This is a genomic window from Mycobacterium sp. E787 (assembly GCF_001668725.1).
In the GTDB taxonomy this organism is placed as follows: Bacteria; Actinomycetota; Actinomycetes; order Mycobacteriales; family Mycobacteriaceae; genus Mycobacterium.
The window spans coordinates 1-16,273 of sequence record NZ_LZKL01000037.1 but is presented as its reverse complement, the minus strand read 5'-3'; the positions used below and the strand labels follow the sequence as shown (position 1 = coordinate 16,273).

14 protein-coding genes are annotated in these 16,273 nt (G+C 68.9%); 5 read left to right on the top strand and 9 right to left on the bottom strand.

The genetic code is table 11. The features are described 5' to 3' along the window. Positions 1-6: 6 nt before the first annotated feature. The 9 genes from A5705_RS07565 to A5705_RS07525 all read right to left on the bottom strand — a co-directional run bounded on the left by A5705_RS07565 (position 7) and on the right by A5705_RS07525 (position 8,918). A complete protein-coding gene (locus A5705_RS07565; protein ID WP_067883576.1) occupies positions 7-1,173 on the bottom strand; it encodes a virulence factor Mce family protein in 1,167 nt (388 codons plus the stop codon). Next, a complete protein-coding gene (locus A5705_RS07560; protein WP_068276589.1) occupies positions 1,170-2,615 on the bottom strand; it encodes a virulence factor Mce family protein in 1,446 nt (481 codons plus the stop codon). Before A5705_RS07560 ends, A5705_RS07565 begins: the two co-directional genes overlap by 4 nt. Continuing rightward, complete coding sequence (locus tag A5705_RS07555) at positions 2,612-3,676, bottom strand: virulence factor Mce family protein (protein ID WP_068276586.1); 1,065 nt, start codon at positions 3,674-3,676, stop codon at positions 2,612-2,614. The genes A5705_RS07560 and A5705_RS07555 overlap by 4 nt, the downstream gene beginning before the upstream one ends. After that, complete coding sequence (locus A5705_RS07550; RefSeq protein ID WP_067883573.1) at positions 3,666-4,718, bottom strand: MCE family protein; 1,053 nt, start codon at positions 4,716-4,718, stop codon at positions 3,666-3,668. Before A5705_RS07550 ends, A5705_RS07555 begins: the two co-directional genes overlap by 11 nt. After that, a complete protein-coding gene (locus A5705_RS07545) occupies positions 4,718-5,920 on the bottom strand; it encodes an MCE family protein (protein ID WP_068276583.1) in 1,203 nt (400 codons plus the stop codon). The genes A5705_RS07550 and A5705_RS07545 overlap by 1 nt, the downstream gene beginning before the upstream one ends. 19 nt (positions 5,921-5,939) lie before the next feature. Then, positions 5,940-6,782, bottom strand: a complete 843-nt coding sequence (locus A5705_RS07540) for an ABC transporter permease (RefSeq protein ID WP_067883571.1) — start codon at positions 6,780-6,782, stop codon at positions 5,940-5,942. 16 nt (positions 6,783-6,798) lie between these two features. Continuing rightward, a complete protein-coding gene (locus A5705_RS07535) occupies positions 6,799-7,563 on the bottom strand; it encodes an ABC transporter permease (protein WP_067012245.1) in 765 nt (254 codons plus the stop codon). A gap of 238 nt (positions 7,564-7,801) precedes the next feature. Next, positions 7,802-8,713 carry a 3-oxoacyl-ACP reductase gene (locus A5705_RS07530; RefSeq protein WP_067883570.1) on the bottom strand — a complete coding sequence of 304 codons (912 nt, stop codon included), beginning with the start codon at positions 8,711-8,713 and terminating at the stop codon, positions 7,802-7,804. 13 nt (positions 8,714-8,726) lie between these two features. Continuing rightward, complete coding sequence (locus A5705_RS07525) at positions 8,727-8,918, bottom strand: ferredoxin (protein WP_067883705.1); 192 nt, start codon at positions 8,916-8,918, stop codon at positions 8,727-8,729. Between the two features lie 236 nt (positions 8,919-9,154). On the opposite strand from A5705_RS07525, the gene A5705_RS07520 reads away from it, so the two are divergent. The 5 genes from A5705_RS07520 to A5705_RS28955 form a co-directional block, all read left to right on the top strand. Then, entirely contained in the window at positions 9,155-10,336 is a 1,182-nt protein-coding gene (locus A5705_RS07520) for an acyl-CoA dehydrogenase (RefSeq protein ID WP_067883569.1), read from the top strand. A gap of 49 nt (positions 10,337-10,385) precedes the next feature. Then, positions 10,386-11,483 carry an acyl-CoA dehydrogenase family protein gene (locus A5705_RS07515; RefSeq protein WP_067883568.1) on the top strand — a complete coding sequence of 366 codons (1,098 nt, stop codon included), beginning with the start codon at positions 10,386-10,388 and terminating at the stop codon, positions 11,481-11,483. Between the two features lie 4 nt (positions 11,484-11,487). Further along, positions 11,488-13,005, top strand: coding sequence for a long-chain-fatty-acid--CoA ligase FadD17 (gene fadD17, locus A5705_RS07510; protein ID WP_068276577.1), 1,518 nt, complete (start codon positions 11,488-11,490; stop codon positions 13,003-13,005). A 12-nt stretch (positions 13,006-13,017) separates the two neighbouring features. Further along, positions 13,018-13,728: a serine hydrolase gene (locus A5705_RS07505; protein WP_068276572.1), complete on the top strand. Its 711-nt coding sequence runs from the start codon at positions 13,018-13,020 to the stop codon at positions 13,726-13,728. Positions 13,729-13,874: 146 nt separating this feature from the next. Beyond that, a partial coding sequence (locus A5705_RS28955) for a PE family protein (RefSeq protein WP_156763059.1) occupies positions 13,875-16,273 on the top strand: 2,399 nt, incomplete at its 3' end.

Sequence of the window (16,273 nt, the reverse complement as noted above, 5' to 3'; positions counted from 1 at the left end):
CCGCCCCTACTGACCCTCGGCACCCGGAGCCGTGCCGGGCGGAATCTTGAACGGGTCGGCCGCCTGCCCGGACAGGTTGGCCAATTCACCGGTGAGGAAATCGGGCGGGTTGAGGACCTCGCTCATGTGCATCATGTTCGGGTCAAGCGCATACGAGGTGGTGAAGAACGTCTCTCCGATCCGCCGCAGGGTGAGGTCGAAGGTGGTGAACACGTTGAGGTAGTCGCCGCGCACCGACTGTTTGATGCCGAAGTTGGGGAACGGGAAGGTCAGCAGGATCTGCAGCGAGGTGACGAAGTTCTTGCGGTTGTCGCTGAGGGCCTTGACGACCGAGTACAGGCCCTTGAGGTCTTCGGCGAAGTCCACCTTGGTTTTTGCCAGGATGTGGGAGGTCACCTGCGCCAGCTTCTTGAGCGCGCCGAATGCCTCGACGATGTGGTCCCGGTTCTTGTTGAGCACCCGGAGGGCCTCGGGCAGCGTGTCCAGCGCCCGGCCCAGGTTGTCCTTGTCGCGCGCCAGGGTCGCGGAGAATCGGTTCAGCCCGTCGACCGCGTCGATGATGTCGTTGGTCTGCCGGTTGAGCCCCGCCGTCAGCTCGGCGAGGCGCGGGATCAGGTCGACGAACTGGTCCTGGCGACCGGCGACGGCTTGATAGGTCTCGTCTGTAATGTCTTCCAGCGCACCGAGATTGCCCTTGTTGACGACGACGCCCAACGCAGAGAACACCTCTTCGGTGGTCGGGTAGCGGCCCGTGTTGGCCTCGGTGATCGTGGAGCCGTCCTTGAGCCGGCCGGTCGCCGGCTTGTCCTTGGGACGCGCCAGGTCGATGTGCATCGAACCCAGCAACGACGTCTGGGCCACCGTCGCCGTCGCGTTGGCCGGCAGCACGACGTTCTTGTTCAGCGCCAGTTTCACAGCGGCGTAGAAGGATCCGTCGGCCCGCTGCTCGGCCGATATGCCCGAGACGCTGCCGACGGTGACGTCATCGACCATGACCGGCGAGTTCTGCGGCAGCGTCGCCACGTCGGGCATCTCGACGGTGATCGAGTACGCGCCGCTGCCGTGGCCGGCGGTGCCGGGCATCGCCAGCGAGTTGAGCCCATTGAACTGACAGCCGGCCAGCAGCGCACTGCCGGCAGCTAACACGCCGCCGCGCAACCAGATTCGCTTCATCCGCCACCGCCCAGGTTGGCCGCCGGCCCGCCCGGCGCCTGGCTGGGCGGGGGGCCGGGCAGCGGACCGAACGCGTTGCCCGGTCCGGGGCCCGGTGCCGGCGCGGGGTTGGCGCCGGCGGGCGGCGGCCCCGGAGGGTTGCCGGTCTGCGGGGCGGTGGGAACCAGCAGGGCCTGCAGATCGGACGGATTCTGGGCCGGCGGCGCCGGGTGCGAACCCGGAGCGGGTATCCAGGTCAGCTGGGGTTCCGGGGTGGCGGCCTTGGCCTGGGTCTCCGGGGTGTCGTAGATGATCTGGCCCTTGTACGCGGTGATCGTGTTGAGCGGGTGGAACATCACCGGCGGGAAGTTCACCGCGAGCCGGCGCAACACCGGGCCCAGCCGCTCACGACAGATCTCGGCGCGCCGGAAGTAGTCCGGCGCCCTCGGCCCGGCGGCGGTCTCGAAGGAGCCACCGCAGATGAACTGAACGGGGTTGGCGAATTCGGGTATCGACAACAGACCGTTCAGGGTGCCCTGCGCCGGGTCGTAGATGTTGTAGAAGTTCGCGATACCCGGGCCGGCCACATGCAACACCTGCTCGATGTTGTCGCTCTGGTCGCTCAACGTCTGGGCGAAGTCGTTGAGGTTGTTGACCGTATCGATGATCGTCGAGTTGTTCTCGTGCAGGAACCCCCGGATGTCGGAGAGCGCCTGGTTGAGCGTGCCCAGGGTGTTGTCCAGATGCCGCGAGCTGTCGGCCAGCACCTGCGACACCGAAGCGACGTTGCCGGCGAACTGCACGATCTGCTCGTTGCTCGCCGACAGCGCGTCGACCAGAACCTGCAGGTTCTTCACGGTGCCGAAGATGTCGTTGCGCGAATCCCCCAGCCGCCCGGCGACTTGCGAGAGTTCGCGTAACGCGTTGTGGAACGACTCGCCGTTGCCGTCGAGCGTGTCGGCGGCCTGGTTGATCGCCCTGCCCAGTGGCCCCTGCATCGATCCCGTCGTCGGGCCCAGCTGAACGGCCAGCTGGGTCAGGGACTCCTTGACCTCGTCCCATTCCACCGGCACCCCGGTGCGGTTCAGGTCGATGCTGCCGCCGTCGGGCAGGAGCGCCCCGCCGGTGTACACCGGGGTGAGCTGAATGAACCTCGCGGACACCAGGTTCGGCGAGATGATGATGGCCCGCGCATCCTTGGGGATCTTCACGTCCTTGGCCACCGACATGGTGATCTTGACGTCGGAGGGCCGCGGCTCGATCGTGTCGATCGAACCGACCGGCACGCCCAGGATGCGCACCTGGTCGCCGGGATACAGACCGACGGCCGAGGTGAAATAGCCGATGACGGTCCGGTTATTGCCTTGCGACGACAGCACATACACGCCGCCCACCAACATCGCGACCAGTGCGATGATGGTGCCGTAGCGCAGCGCCCTGCTGCGGGCGATCCGATTCGTCATGGCGACTTCGGCCTGATGATCCAGCGTTCCTGAATCAGCCCGCGCAGGTAGTCGGCGAGGCTGGCCGGCAGCTTGCCCGGCTGGTAGATGAAGTCGAACACCATCGCCACCATCGGCGCCGGCAACACGCTGAACACGTTCACGTTGAACCCGGGCCCGGAACCGACCACCTCACCCAACTCGGTGGCGTAGGTCGGCAGCCGCTTGAGCGCCTCGGTGATGTAGTCGCGGCGCTCGTTGAGGTTGGCCAGCACCTTGTTCAGCTTGCTCAGCGCCGGGCCGAACTCCTTGCGGTTGTCGGCGACGAAGCCGGAAATCTGCTGCGAGAGGCCGCCGATGCCGGAGATCAACTCGCCGATCGCGGCCCGCCGCTCGTCCAGCGCGGCGAACAACTCGTTGCCGTCGTCGACCAGCTTGTTGACCTGGTTGGCGCGCTGCGACAGCACCGCCGTCACCGACTTCGCATGCGCCAGCAGGCTTTGCAGCGCCTCGTCGCGGCGGTTGAGCGTGCGGGACAGCGACGTCACCCCGTCCAGCGCGCCGCGCAATTCGGGGGTGGCGTCGTGCAGCGTGTCGGTGAGCACGTTGAGGGCCTGTTCGAACTGGGGCTTGTTCAGGTTGTTGGCGTTGTTGCCCAGGTCCTCCAGCGCGCCGGCCAGCGTGTACGGCGTGGTCGTGCGGCTCAGCGGAATGGTGGTCGACCTGCCGGTGCCCGCCGGGGTCACCGCGATGGAACGCTCGCCGAGGATGGTGTCCGTGCGGATCGCGGCGAGCGACTGGTCGCCGACGACGATGTGCCGATCGACGCTGAAGGTCACCTTGGCGCTGTCGCCGGCCAGGCCGACGGACGACACCTTGCCGACCTTGAAGCCCGACACGTAGACGGAGTTGCCGGGGTTGATGCCGCCGGCGTCGGCGAAGTAGGCGTCGTAGATCTTGCCCTGCGGCCAGAACGGCAGGCCCGCGTACCCGAATGCGATGAGCACGACGCAGACCACCAGCACAACACCGAAGACGCCGGTGCGCAACGGGTCACGTTCGCGCCTTGCGTTACTTGACAAAAGCGCACCTCCCCTTGCTGGGATCGACCTGGCCACCGAGGGGCAGCAGGATGTCGCTGCCGGCCGGGCCGTTGATCTTGATGGTCACCGAGCAGAAATAGATGTTGAAGAACGACCCGTAGGCGCCGAGCGCGGCCAGCCGCAGGTAGTCCTCGCCGAGTTGCTCGACGTCGTTGTCCACCTCGGCCTTGCGGTTGTCGATCTCGGTGGCCAGCGGCCGGGTGTTCTCCAGGATGCCCTGCAGCGGCCGGCGCGAATTCTTCAGCAGCTCAGTCAGGTCCGTGGTCGTCGAAGCCAGCGGCGGAATGGCCCCGGCGATCGTGTCCTTGTTCTTGGCCAGCCCGGTGATCAGTTGCTGCAGCTGGTCGACGCTGGCCGAGAACTGCGCGCTCTTCTGGTCCACGGTCCCCAGCACGGTGTTGAGGTTGGTGATCGCGTCGCCGATGAGCTGGTCGCGTTGGCCCAGCGCCGACGAGAACGCGCTCGTGTCGGCCAGCACGTCGGACAACGCCCCGCCCTGGCCCTGCAACAATTGGATGACCGCGCTGCTGATGGTGTTGACCTTGTCGGCGTCCAGGCCCTTGACCAGCGGCCGCAGCCCGCCCAGCAGCGCGTCGAGATCCAGTGCGGGCTGGGTGTGTTCGGAGTTGATCGTGGAACCGGCCGGCAGCTTACGCAGCTCCCCGGGGCCCGACGTGATCTCCAGATAACGGTCGCCGACCAGGTTTTCGTACCGGATCACCGCGCGCGTCGACGAATACAGCGTGTAGCGGCTGTCCACCCCGAACTTCACGTCGATCGTGTTGTCGGGGTTGAGCTTCACGCCCGACACCGCGCCGACCGGCACGCCGGCGATGCGAACCTTCTGGCCGGGCTTCAGCTTCGACACATCGGTAAACGTTGCGTGGTAGGTGCTTTCGGGCCCGAACCGGAAGTCGCCGAAGACGATCACCAGCGACGCGCTCACCAGCACCATGGCCGCCGCGAAGATGCCTACCTTGATCAGCATCGACCGGTGCGACGGCATCCCCGCGGCCGCCATCAGAAGTCGTCCCGTTCCGCGAAGGCGCCGTGGAACAGGAACTGCAGTGTGGAGGGCGCGTCGAACTGCAGCTCGGTGAACGGCTCGTACGGGATGTTGGCGTTGTCGGTCACCAGGAAGGGCGACCGGTAGAACGACCCGCCGGTCTGCTTCGTCGGAATGTCGGGCAGCCCGCGGCAGTTCGGACCCCCGGATGCGTTGACGATCGGCAGCGACTCCGGGTACGTGTACGAGGGCGCGCCCAACACGAAGCTCGAGGACGTGAACAGGCCGGCCTTGCGGACCCCGAGCAGCGGGGCGAATTCCTTGATGCCGCGTTCGACACCGGCGAAAAAGCAGCCGAATTCCGGCGAGTAGTCGTGGGCCACCTTGATCGGGGCACGCAGCCTGTTGATGGCGTCGATGAAGTTCTGCTCGGCGGGTTCCAACGTGTCGTAGGCGTTGTTGGCCAGGCCGATCGTCGCCAGCAGCGTGTCGTTGAGATTCTTCTGTTGGTCGACCACCGTCCGGTTGATCGTCGGCAGGTTGTCGAAGACGGTGTTCAGGTCGGGGGCCGCATCGGCGTAGGTGTTGGTGACGATCCCGGCCCTGCGGAAGTCCTCCTGCAGGGCCGGCAGCTTCGGGTTAGCCTGGCGCGCCAGCGTGTTCAGCCCCGACAGCAGCGAGCCGAAGTCGTCGCCGTGGCCGCGCAGCCCCTCCGACAGGGCGCTCAGCGTCCCGTTCAGCTCCACCGGGTCGACCTTGTGCAGCAGGTCGATGAGCGACTGGAACAGGGTGTTGACCTCCAGCTGCACGGCGGAGGCCTCCACATGGGCGTCCGGGCGCAACGACGTCGGCGAAGGCGCTTGGGGCGGAAGGAATTCCACCGACTTGGCGCCGAAGATGGTGTTGCCCGCGATGTGCACCGTCGCGTTGGAGGGGACGAAGTGCATCTGGTCGCTGCTGATGGCCAGCGTCAGCCGCGCCTGGTCACCGGAGTAGTCGATGGCGGTGACCTTGCCGATCTGGATGCCCCGGTACTTGACCTTGGCGCCCTTGTCCATCACCAGGCCCGCCCGCGGCGCCGAGACGGTGACGGTGTCGGTCGAGGCGAACGCCGCGGTGTAGGAGAGGTAGGTGACGGCGGCAAAGGCCACGATCAAACTGGCCAGCAGCGCCGCTGCCAGCCGAACGGATGTGCGTCCCGGTCCGCCGTCTGCCATGTTTGTTTGCCGCTCCCCCTTAGCCGGAGAGGTTGAAGTTACCCGACGCGCCGTAGACGGCCAGCGAGATGAACAAGGTGATGACGACCACGACGATCAGCGAGGTGCGCACGGCCTGCCCGACGGCGACGCCGACGCCGACGGGCCCGCCGCTGGCGTTGTATCCGTAATAGGTGTGGACCAGCATGACCGCGATGGCCATCACGATGGCCTGCAGGAAGGACCACAACAGGTCCGAGGGGATGAGGAACGTATTGAAGTAGTGGTCGTAAAGGCCTTTCGACTGCCCGTTGATGTACACCGTGGTGAAGCGGGCGGCGAAGAACGCCGCCAGCACGGACAGCGAATACAGCGGGATGATCGCGATCAGGCCCGCGATCAGCCGGGTCGACACCAGGTAGGACACCGACTGCACCGCCATGCATTCGACGGCGTCGATCTCCTCGGACACCCGCATGGCGCCCAACTGGGCGGTGGCACCCGCGCCGATCGTGGCCGCCAGCGCGATGCCCGCGATCACCGGGGCGACGACTCGGACGTTGAGGAACGCCGACAGGAAGCCCGTCAGCGCCTCGATGCCGATGTTGCCCAGCGACGAATACCCCTGCACGGCGATGACGCCGCCGGAGGCCAGGGTCAGGAAGGCCGCGACACCAACCGTGCCGCCGATCATGACGAGAGCCCCTGCGCCCATGGTCATTTCGGCGACGTTCCGGATCGTCTCCTTGCGGTATTGGGTGATCGCCTGCGGAACGTAGCGCACGGTTTTGCCGTAGAACAGCGCCTGTTCGCCGAAGTCGTCGATGGGTCCCTGCAGCCGCGACATGAAGCGGCGAAACCGGAGGGTGGCGTCGTAGCTCATCGGGTGTTCACTCGCCTCACTTGGCCGAAATCCGCACGCCGATGGCGGTCATGACCACGTTGATGACGAACAGGCAGATGAACGCGTAGACGACGGTTTCGTTGACGGCGTTCCCGACGCCCTTGGGACCCCCCTTGACGGTCAGGCCGCGGTAGCACCCGACCAGCCCGGCCATCACGCCGAACAGCAGCGCCTTGACTTCGGCGAGCACCAACTCGCGCAGCCCGGTGAGCACGGTCAGGCCGTTGATGAACGCGCCCGGGTTGACGCCCTGGAGAAAGACGGAAAAGACGTAGCCGCCCGACAGGCCGATGGCGCACACCAGGCCGTTGAGCAACAGCGCCACCACCGTGGACGCCAGCACCCGCGGCACCACCAGCCGGTGGACGGGGTCGATGCCCAGCACCCGCATCGCGTCGATCTCTTCGCGGATGGTGCGGGCACCCAGGTCGGCGCAGATCGCGGTGGCGCCGGCGCCGGCCACGACGAGCACCGTGACCACCGGGCCCAACTGGGTGACGGTGCCGAAAGCGGTTCCCGCGCCGGACAAGTCGGCCGCGCCGATTTCGCGCAACAGGATGTTGAGGGTGAACGCCACCAGCACCGTGAACGGGATGGAGACGAGCAGCGTCGGAACCAGCGAGACCCGGGCGATCATCCACGTCTGTTCGAGGAACTCGCCAAATTGAAACGGCCGCCGAAAAGTCTCGCGGCCGGTGTCGATCATCATCTCGAAGAACCCGCCGACGGCGCGGGCGGGGACGGCAAGTTGTTCTCTCAGCCTGGCCACCCCCCTCTGCTGGTCGCGGCGAAGCCTGTGAATCGCCTTTGCATTGTCTTCGATCGCTCGCGGCCCGGTGTGAGCCGGATCATATTAACTCAGAAGAAGTACGCGGTGTCAATGAACAGCATTTCCGTATCCGAACCGTTAATTTGTCCAGGTCAGAGGTATTGACAAAACTCCAATCTGACACATGTTCTACTCGCGCGCATTCCCCCATAAAGTGCGTTTTACACGGCTATTGCTCCATCAGGCCGACGGCGGAAAAGTTCCGCTCCGGATCGCGGCCAGCAAAGTATTTTTCGAGCTCGCCGCTGAGTTGGCCGGGGTCCCATGCCGGCCCGTCCGCGGCGAACCTGTGCTCCGCGGTCGGCGCGGCAACCAGCGTCACCTGCGGGCCGTAGACGATGAACACCTGGCCGTTGACTTCGGCGGCGGCCGGCGATGCCAAGAACGTGACCAGGCTGACCACGTGCTCCGGCGACAGCGGGTCGATGCCGCCTTCGTTTTCGGGTGCCGCCCCGAAGACGTCGGCCGTCATCGCGGTGCGGGCGCGCGGGCAGATCGCGTTGGCGCACACGCCGTAACGGCCCAGCGCCCGGGCGGCGGTGAGGGTCAGCGAGATGATCCCTGCCTTGGCCGCGCCGTAGTTGGCCTGCCCCACCGGCCCCACCAGGCCGGCCTCCGAGGCGGTGTTGACGATGCGGCCGAAGACCTTCCCGCCCGCATCCTTGGCCTTGGCACGCCAGTAGGTGGCCGCGTTGCGCGTCAGCAGGAAATGTCCGCGCAGGTGCACCGCGATGACGAGATCCCATTCCTCGTCGGACATGTTGAACAGCATCCGGTCGCGGGTGATCCCGGCGTTGTTCACGACGATGTCCAGCCCGCCGAGCCCGTCGGCGGTGGCCACCAACTCGTCGGCCGTCGCGCGCTGACTGATGTCACCGGCCACTGCGACAGCCTTGACGCCGGCGGCGGTGATCTCGTCGATCACGTCGGAGGCGTCCAGCGCCGCGGCGATGTCGTTGACGACGACGTTGGCGCCGAGCCGGGCCAGGCCGAGCGCCTCGGCGCGACCCAGTCCCGCGGCGGCACCGGTCACCACCGCGACCTTTCCGGACAGATCGGCCGCGTTTGTGCTGCTAGTCAATTTATGAATACCTCTAGTCTTGGCGCACCAGCGCGGCGCGGGGGCACTCGGCGATGGCCTGTTCGGCCAGCTGCTCTCGGTCGGCGGGAATCGGGTCGACCTTCACGACCGCGTAGTCCTCGTCGTCCAGGTCGAACAGGTCGGGTGCGATTCCCATGCACACCGCGTTCCCTTCGCACCGGTCACGATCCACGATCACCCGCACGGCACCCTCCTTGAACCTGGCCTTCAACGTGAGCACTCGCCCCGTCGGTATGTAGGTCCACCTTAGGGCCCCGGTGCCTCAGGGGAAACGGTCGCTGGATTCCAAGACTAGAACGTGTTACAACCGGGGAGGCGAACGGGTAGCCGTTGGTCGGGCTGCATAGCGTGACGCGGCATTCGATCGCAATTGACGCTCAACGACGCTCAACGACGCTTAAACGACAAGGACGGCCTGCAATGCGCATCAGTTACACCCCTGAACAGGAGGAGCTGCGTCGCGAGCTGCGGTCGTACTTCACCACGCTCATGACGCCGGAGCGCCGCGAGGCCCTCAGCTCGACACAGGGCGAGATCGGGACCGGCAACGCCTACCGCGAGGTCGTCTCCCAGATGGGTAAGGACGGGTGGCTGACCCTGAGCTGGCCCGAGGAATACGGCGGGCAGGACCGTTCGCCGATGGACTCGCTGATCTTCACCGACGAGGCGGCCATCGCGGGCGCGCCGGTGCCGTTCCTGACGATCAACAGCGTGGCGCCGACCATCATGGCCTTCGGCACCGACGAACAGAAGAAGTTCTTCCTGCCCAAGATCGCGGCCGGTGACCTGCATTTCTCGATCGGCTATTCCGAGCCCGGCGCCGGCACGGACCTGGCCAACCTGCGCACCACCGCGGTGCGCGACGGCGACGACTACGTGATCAACGGCCAGAAGATGTGGACCAGCCTGATCCAGTACGCCGACTGGGTGTGGCTGGCGGTGCGCACCAACCCGGAGGCCAAGAAGCACCGCGGGATCTCGATGCTGGTGGTGCCGACCACCGCGGAGGGCTTCTCCTGGACGCCGGTGCACACGATGGCGGGCCCCGACACCAGCGCCACCTACTACACCGACGTGCGGGTGCCGGTGACCAACCTGATCGGCGAGGAGAACGGCGGGTGGAAGCTGGTGACCAACCAGCTCAACCACGAGCGGGTCGCCCTGGTGTCGGCGCAACCGATCATCGTGGCGCTGCGCGAGGTCCGGGAGTGGGCGCAAAACACCAAGGACGCCGGCGGGGCCCGGCTGATCGATTCGGAGTGGGTGCAGCTCAACCTCGCGCGCGTGCACGCCAAGGCCGAGGTTCTCAAGCTGATCAACTGGGAGCTGGCCTCGGCGCACACCGACTCCCTGGGACCCGCCGATGCCTCGGCGGCCAAGGTGTTCGGCACCGAGCTGGCGACCGAGGCGTACCGCCTGCTGATGGAGGTGCTGGGGACCGCGGCGACGGTGCGCCCGGATTCGCCGGGCGCGTTGCTGCGCGGCCGGGTCGAGCGGATGCACAGGGCATGCCTGATCCTGACCTTCGGGGGCGGCACCAACGAGGTGCAGCGCGACATCATCGGCATGGTCGCGCTGGGACTGCCCCGGGCCAACCGCTAGCGCTTCCTCAATATTCCTCATATATAGGGACTTGTAAGGACGAGAATTCATGGACTTCACCACGACAGAAGCCGCACAGGACCTCGGCGGTTTGGTCGACACCATCGTCGACGCGGTGTGCACGCCCGAACACCAGCGTGAGCTCGACAACCTCGAGCAAAGATTCGACCAGCAGCTGTGGCGCAAGCTCGTCGAAGCCGACATCTTGACCAGTGCGTCGCCGACGTCGCTGGGCGGCGACGGCTTCGGCGTTCTCGAGCAGGTGGCCATCCTGGTCGCGCTGGGCCACCAGCTGGCGGCCGTGCCCTACCTGGAGTCGGTGGTGCTGGCCGCCGGGGCGCTGGCACGGTTCGGCTCCGAGGAATTGCAGCAGGGCTGGGGCGCGCCGGCCGTGCGGGGCGAGAAGATCCTCACCGTCGCGCTCGACGGCGAAATGGGTGAGGGGCCGGTGCAGGCCACCCGCTCCGGTGACGGCTTCCGCTTGACTGGGACGCGCACCCAGGTCGGGTTCGGCCCCGTCGCCGACGCCTTCCTGGTCCCGGCCGAAACCGATTCCGGCGCCGCGGTTTTCCTGGTCGCCGCGGACGATCCGGGGGTCACGGTGACGGCGCTGCAGACCACCGGCCTGGGCAGCGTCGGGCACCTCAGACTGGACGGGACGGCGGTCGACGCGGGACGCCGGGTCGGCGACGCGGTCGTCGCCGCCTGGCTCGACACGCTCATCACCTTGGGACGCAGCGCGTTCCAGCTCGGCGTGCTCGAACGCGGTCTGCAGCTGACCGCCGAATACGCCCGCACGCGTGAGCAATTCGACCGTCCGATCGGCAGCTTCCAGGCGGTGGCGCAGCGGCTCGCCGACGGTTACATCGACGTCAAGGGCTTGCGGCTGACGCTGACCCAGGCGGCCTGGCGCGTGTCGGAGGACATCCCTGCCGAGATCGACGTGGCCAGCGCGGCGTTCTGGGCCGCCGACGCCGGACACCGCGTGGCGCACACCGTGGTGCACGTGCACGGCGGCGTGGGCGTCGACACCGACCACCCCGTGCACCGGTACTTCCTGGCCGCCAAGGAGATCGAGTTCGCGCTGCGCGGCGCCACCGGGCAGCTGCGCCGGATCGGCCGCGAACTGGCGGATACCCCTGCCTAGCTTCGTGCTTCCCCCCGACCCGACGGTCACCAAACTGCTGGTGCCGCTGGCCGAGATCGACGACCGCGGCGTGTATTTCGAAGACTCGTTCACCAGCTGGGGCGATCACCTCCGGCACGCTGCCGCGATCGCGGCGGCGCTGCGCGAACGCCTCGACCCGGCGAAGCCGCCGCACGTCGGTGTGCTGCTGGAGAACACGCCCTTCTTCTCGGCGATGCTGGTGGCCGCGGGGATGTCCGGGATCGTGCCGGTGGGGCTCAACCCGGTGCGCCGCGGCGACGCGCTGGCCCGGGACATCGCGCACGCCGACTGCCAGGTGGTGCTGGCCGATTCGAATTCCGCTGCGCCGCTGGGCGGTATCGATCACGTGAATGTCGATTCCGACACGTGGGCGGACGAGGTGGCCGAGCACCTCCCCTCGGGGAGTGTCGAGCTCGAATTCCAGTCCGCGTCGCCCGGGGACCTGTTCATGCTGATCTTCACGTCGGGCACCAGCGGCGAGCCGAAGGCGGTGAAGTGCAGCCACGGCAAGGTCGCGATCGCCGGCGTCACGATGGCGCAGCGCTTCGACCTCGGCCGAGATGACGTTTGCTATGTGTCCATGCCGTTGTTCCACTCCAACGCCGTGCTGGTCGGCTGGGCCGTGGCCGCCGCATGCCGGGGTTCAATGGCGTTGCGGCGCAAGTTCTCGGCATCGGGGTTTCTGCCGGATGTCCGCCGCTACGGTGCCACCTACGCCAACTACGTGGGCAAGCCGTTGTCGTACGTGCTCGCCACACCCGAGCGGCCCGACGATGCGGACAACCCGCTGCGGGCCGTCTACGGCAACGAAGGCGTGCCCGCCGACATCGAGCGGTTCGCCCGCAGGTTCGGGTGCGTCGTGCAGGACGGGTTCGGTTCGACCGAGGGCGGGGTGGCCATCGCCCGCACCCCCGACACGCCGCCGGGCGCGTTGGGTCCGCTGCCGGAGGGTGTTGCAATCGTCGACCCCGACACCGGCGAGCCGTGCCCGGCGGGCGTCGTCGGGGAGATCGTGAACACAGCCGGGGCGGGCCGTTTCGAGGGTTACTACAATGACGAGGCCGCCGAGGCCGAGCGAATGGCCGGCGGCATGTACCACAGCGGCGACCTCGCCTATCGGGATGAGGGTGGCTACGCGTATTTTGCTGGGCGGCTTGGTGATTGGATGCGGGTCGACGGCGAGAACCTGGGGGCCGCACCGATCGAGCGCGTGCTGCTGCGCTATCCCGACGCCGTCGAGGTCGCGGTGTACGCGGTGCCCGACCCGGTCGTCGGCGACCAGGTGATGGCGGCGCTCGTGCTCGCTCCCGGTGCGGAGTTCGATCCGGAGAAGTTCCGGGCCTTCCTGGCCGACCAGCCCGACCTCGGGCCCAAACAATGGCCGTCCTACGTCCGGATCAGCGGGGAGCTACCGCGGACGGTGACCTTCAAGGTGCTCAAGCGGCAGTTGTCGGCGCAGGGTGTCGACTGCGGTGATCCCGTGTGGCCGGTCCGCCGGTAGCGCCGGCACGACATGACATCCCCACTGCGCCAAGTGGAATCGAGCTTCGGCGAGCTTGCGGCCACCGTCCCGGCGACCATCGGCATCGCGGTTGCCCGTCCGGGCCTTGCCGAGGTTATCTCGTTGGGCCGCTGGCAATCCGGGGTCGCCTGGTCGACGATCAAGGTGCCGTTGGCCGTCGCGGCCCTGCGTGCCGACCGGGCAGGCGCCCGGGACCTCGTCGTCAAAGCCATCACGGAATCCGACAATCACGCGTCGGAGCAGTTGTGGTCTCGACTGGGCGACCCGGCGGAGGCCGCCCGCCTGGTGCAGGCCGTCGTCAACGAGTGCGGTGACACGGCCACGGTGGTCGAATCGCGACGACGCCGCCCGGGTTTCACGGCCTTCGGCCAGACGCCATGGCCGCTCGATCGCCAGGCGCGATTCGCCGCCGGGCTGCCCGGCGTCGGTGACGCGGCTGACGTCATCGAGCTGATGCAGCAGCTCACCCGCGGCCAGCGCTGGGGACTGGCCGCCAAAGGCATTGCGGCCAAAGGCGGTTGGGGTCCGGGATTGACCGGCGACACCTACCTGGTTCGGCAATTCGGCATCGTCCCAACAGAATCCGCTCACGTGGGCGTGGCGTTGGCGGCCGACGCAAAGTCATTCGAGGCCGCGGTCGACGTCCTCAACACGATGACGGACTGGCTCGTCGGCCGGCTTCCCGCGATAACCGAGCAGTGACACCCGGGAGCTTCCCGGAATCTGGACGAGATCCATTGTGGCGAACGATGAATTCCGTAGCGTCCGTATCGCGATACGCTTCCCAGTGGTTGCCCTGATGATTGCCGGCGATTGCCGGCTCGTCTAGAGGTACGGCGAGGTGCTCGATGACGTATGTGCTTGTCTCACCGGAGCTCGCGGGTTCGCTGGCCGCGGACATCGAGAGCATCGGAGCGGCCCTTGCCGACGTCAACGCGGCCGCGACCGGCCCGACCACGGGCGTGGCGCGCGCGGCCGCCGACGAGGTGTCGACGGCCATCGCGGCGCTGTTTTCCCAACAGGCCGTCGAGTACCAGAAGCTGGCCGCGCAGGCGGCCGCGTTCCACGGTCAGTTCGCGCGCTCCCTACTCACCGGCGCGGCGTCGTACGCCGCCACCGAGGCGGCGAACACGTCGCCATTGCAGACCATCGAGCAGGACGCACTCCGCCTTATCAACGCGCCAACCGAGCTGCTGCTGGGGCGCCCCCTGGTCGGCAACGGCGCAAACGGGGCACCGGGGACCGGGCAGGCCGGCGGTCCCGGCGGAATCCTGCTCGGCAACGGCGGCAATGGCGGGTCCGGCGTGCCCGGGGCGCCCGGCATGCCCGGGGGACCCGGCGGCCGGGGCGGTGACGCCGGGCTGTTCGGCAATGGCGGCGGCGGCGGGGCCGGCGGTGTCGGCGGGACCGGCGCGGCCGGAGTGGGCGGCAGCGGCCAAGCGGGCGCGATGGGAGGGACGGGCGGGGCCGGCGGTAACGGCGGTTTACTCGGCGGATCAGGGGGCGTCGGCGGTGCTGGCGGGATCGGTGGCACCGGTGGGGCCGGCGGTGCCGGCGTGGCCGGAATCGGCAGCCCCTTCATCGGCGGTGACGGCGGCGCCGGTGGTACGGGCGGTCAAGGGGGCCATGGCAACTTCGGCGGCTCCGGATCCGGCGGTGCCGGCGGCCAAGGCGGCACCGGCGGCCAAGGCGGCACCGGCGGCCAAGGTGTGGCCGGTGGCGGTCAGGGCGGTCAGGGCGCAGAGGGCGGAGCCGGCGGCGTGGGCGGCACCGGCGGGGCAGCCGGGCCGGGTGGCGGCGGCCAACAAGGTGCGGGCGGCCAGGGCGGCACCGGTGGCACGGGCGGATCGGGCGGCCAGGGCGGCACCGGCACCGACGGAGCCCAGGGTGTGGCCGGCGGGACGGGCGGGATCGGCGGTACCGGCGGCAGCGGCGGGCCGGCCGGCACCGGCGGTGCGGGCTCCACCCAAGGCGCCTCGGGCATCGCCGGTAACGGCGGGACCGGTGGCCAAGGCGGAACCGGCGGGCAAGGCGGGTCCGGCAGCCAAGGTTCGGCCGGTGGCGGCCACGGCGGTCAGGGCGCAGACGGCGGGTCCGGTGGCGTGGGCGGCACCGGCGGGGCGCCCGGTGCCGGTGGCGGCGGCCAGCAAGGTGCCGGAGGCCAAGGCGGCACCGGCGGCCAGGGCGGCCTGGGCGGCAACGGCGGCGACGGCACGAGCGCGGGCAACGGCGGGGGTGCCGGCAACGGCGGCAACGGGGGCACCGGCGGCAATGGCGGCGCGGCCGTCGGCGATGGCAGCGGCGGCAACGGCGGCACCGGCGGCGATGCGGGCGCGGGCGGCACCGGCGGCAATCCGGGCATCGGCGGCACCGCCGACGGTAGCGGCGGCAACGGCGGCGACGGCGGCGCCGGCGGCCAGGGCGCTACCGGAAGCGCGGGTATCAACGGCAGCGGCGCCGCCGGGGGCAGCGGCGGCAACGGCGGCGACGGCGGCGCAGGGGGCGAACCAGGCCAAAGCGCCAGCCTGCAAGCCGCCGAAAGCAACAACGTCTTCTTCGGCAGCGGCGGCAACGGCGGCCCCGGCGGCAGCGGCGGCAACGGCGGCACCGGCGACCAGGGCTCCAGTGGTCCCAACTCCGGTTTCGCCGGGGGTAACGGCGGCGCGGGCGGCCAGGGCGGTCACGGCGGCGCCGCCAGCCAACGGCTCACATCGACCTCGCCACAGCACGGCTTCTTCGGATCCAACGGCAACGGGGGTCCGGGCGGCGATGGCGGGACCGGCGGCAGCGGAGGCAACGGAGGCACCGGCAGCGCCAGCGTCGGCGGCGCAGGCGGGACGGGCGGCAACGGCGGGGCGGCCGGCGCGGGTGGCGCGCCCGGCAACGGCTTCCAAGCGGCAAACGGGAGCGAACGGCTGCCCGTCGGCACCGGGGGGAACGGCGGCATGGGCGGCGCCGCCGGCTTCGGCGGCCACGGCGGCCTCGGCGACACCGGCTTCAACGGCGGCCAGGGCGGCAACGGCGGCCAAGGTGGTGCCGGCGGCGCGGGCGGCGACGGCAGCGGCAGCTTCAACGGCCAAGGCGACAACGGCGGCAACGGCGGTCAGGGCGGCACCGGCGGCGGCGGCGGCACCGGTGGCACGGGCGGTGTCGGCGCCAACGGCGGCACCGGAGGCAACGCCGGCCGGGGCGGCGACGGCGCAAATGCCGGCAACGGCGGCACGGCCACCTTGGTCGGCACCGGCGT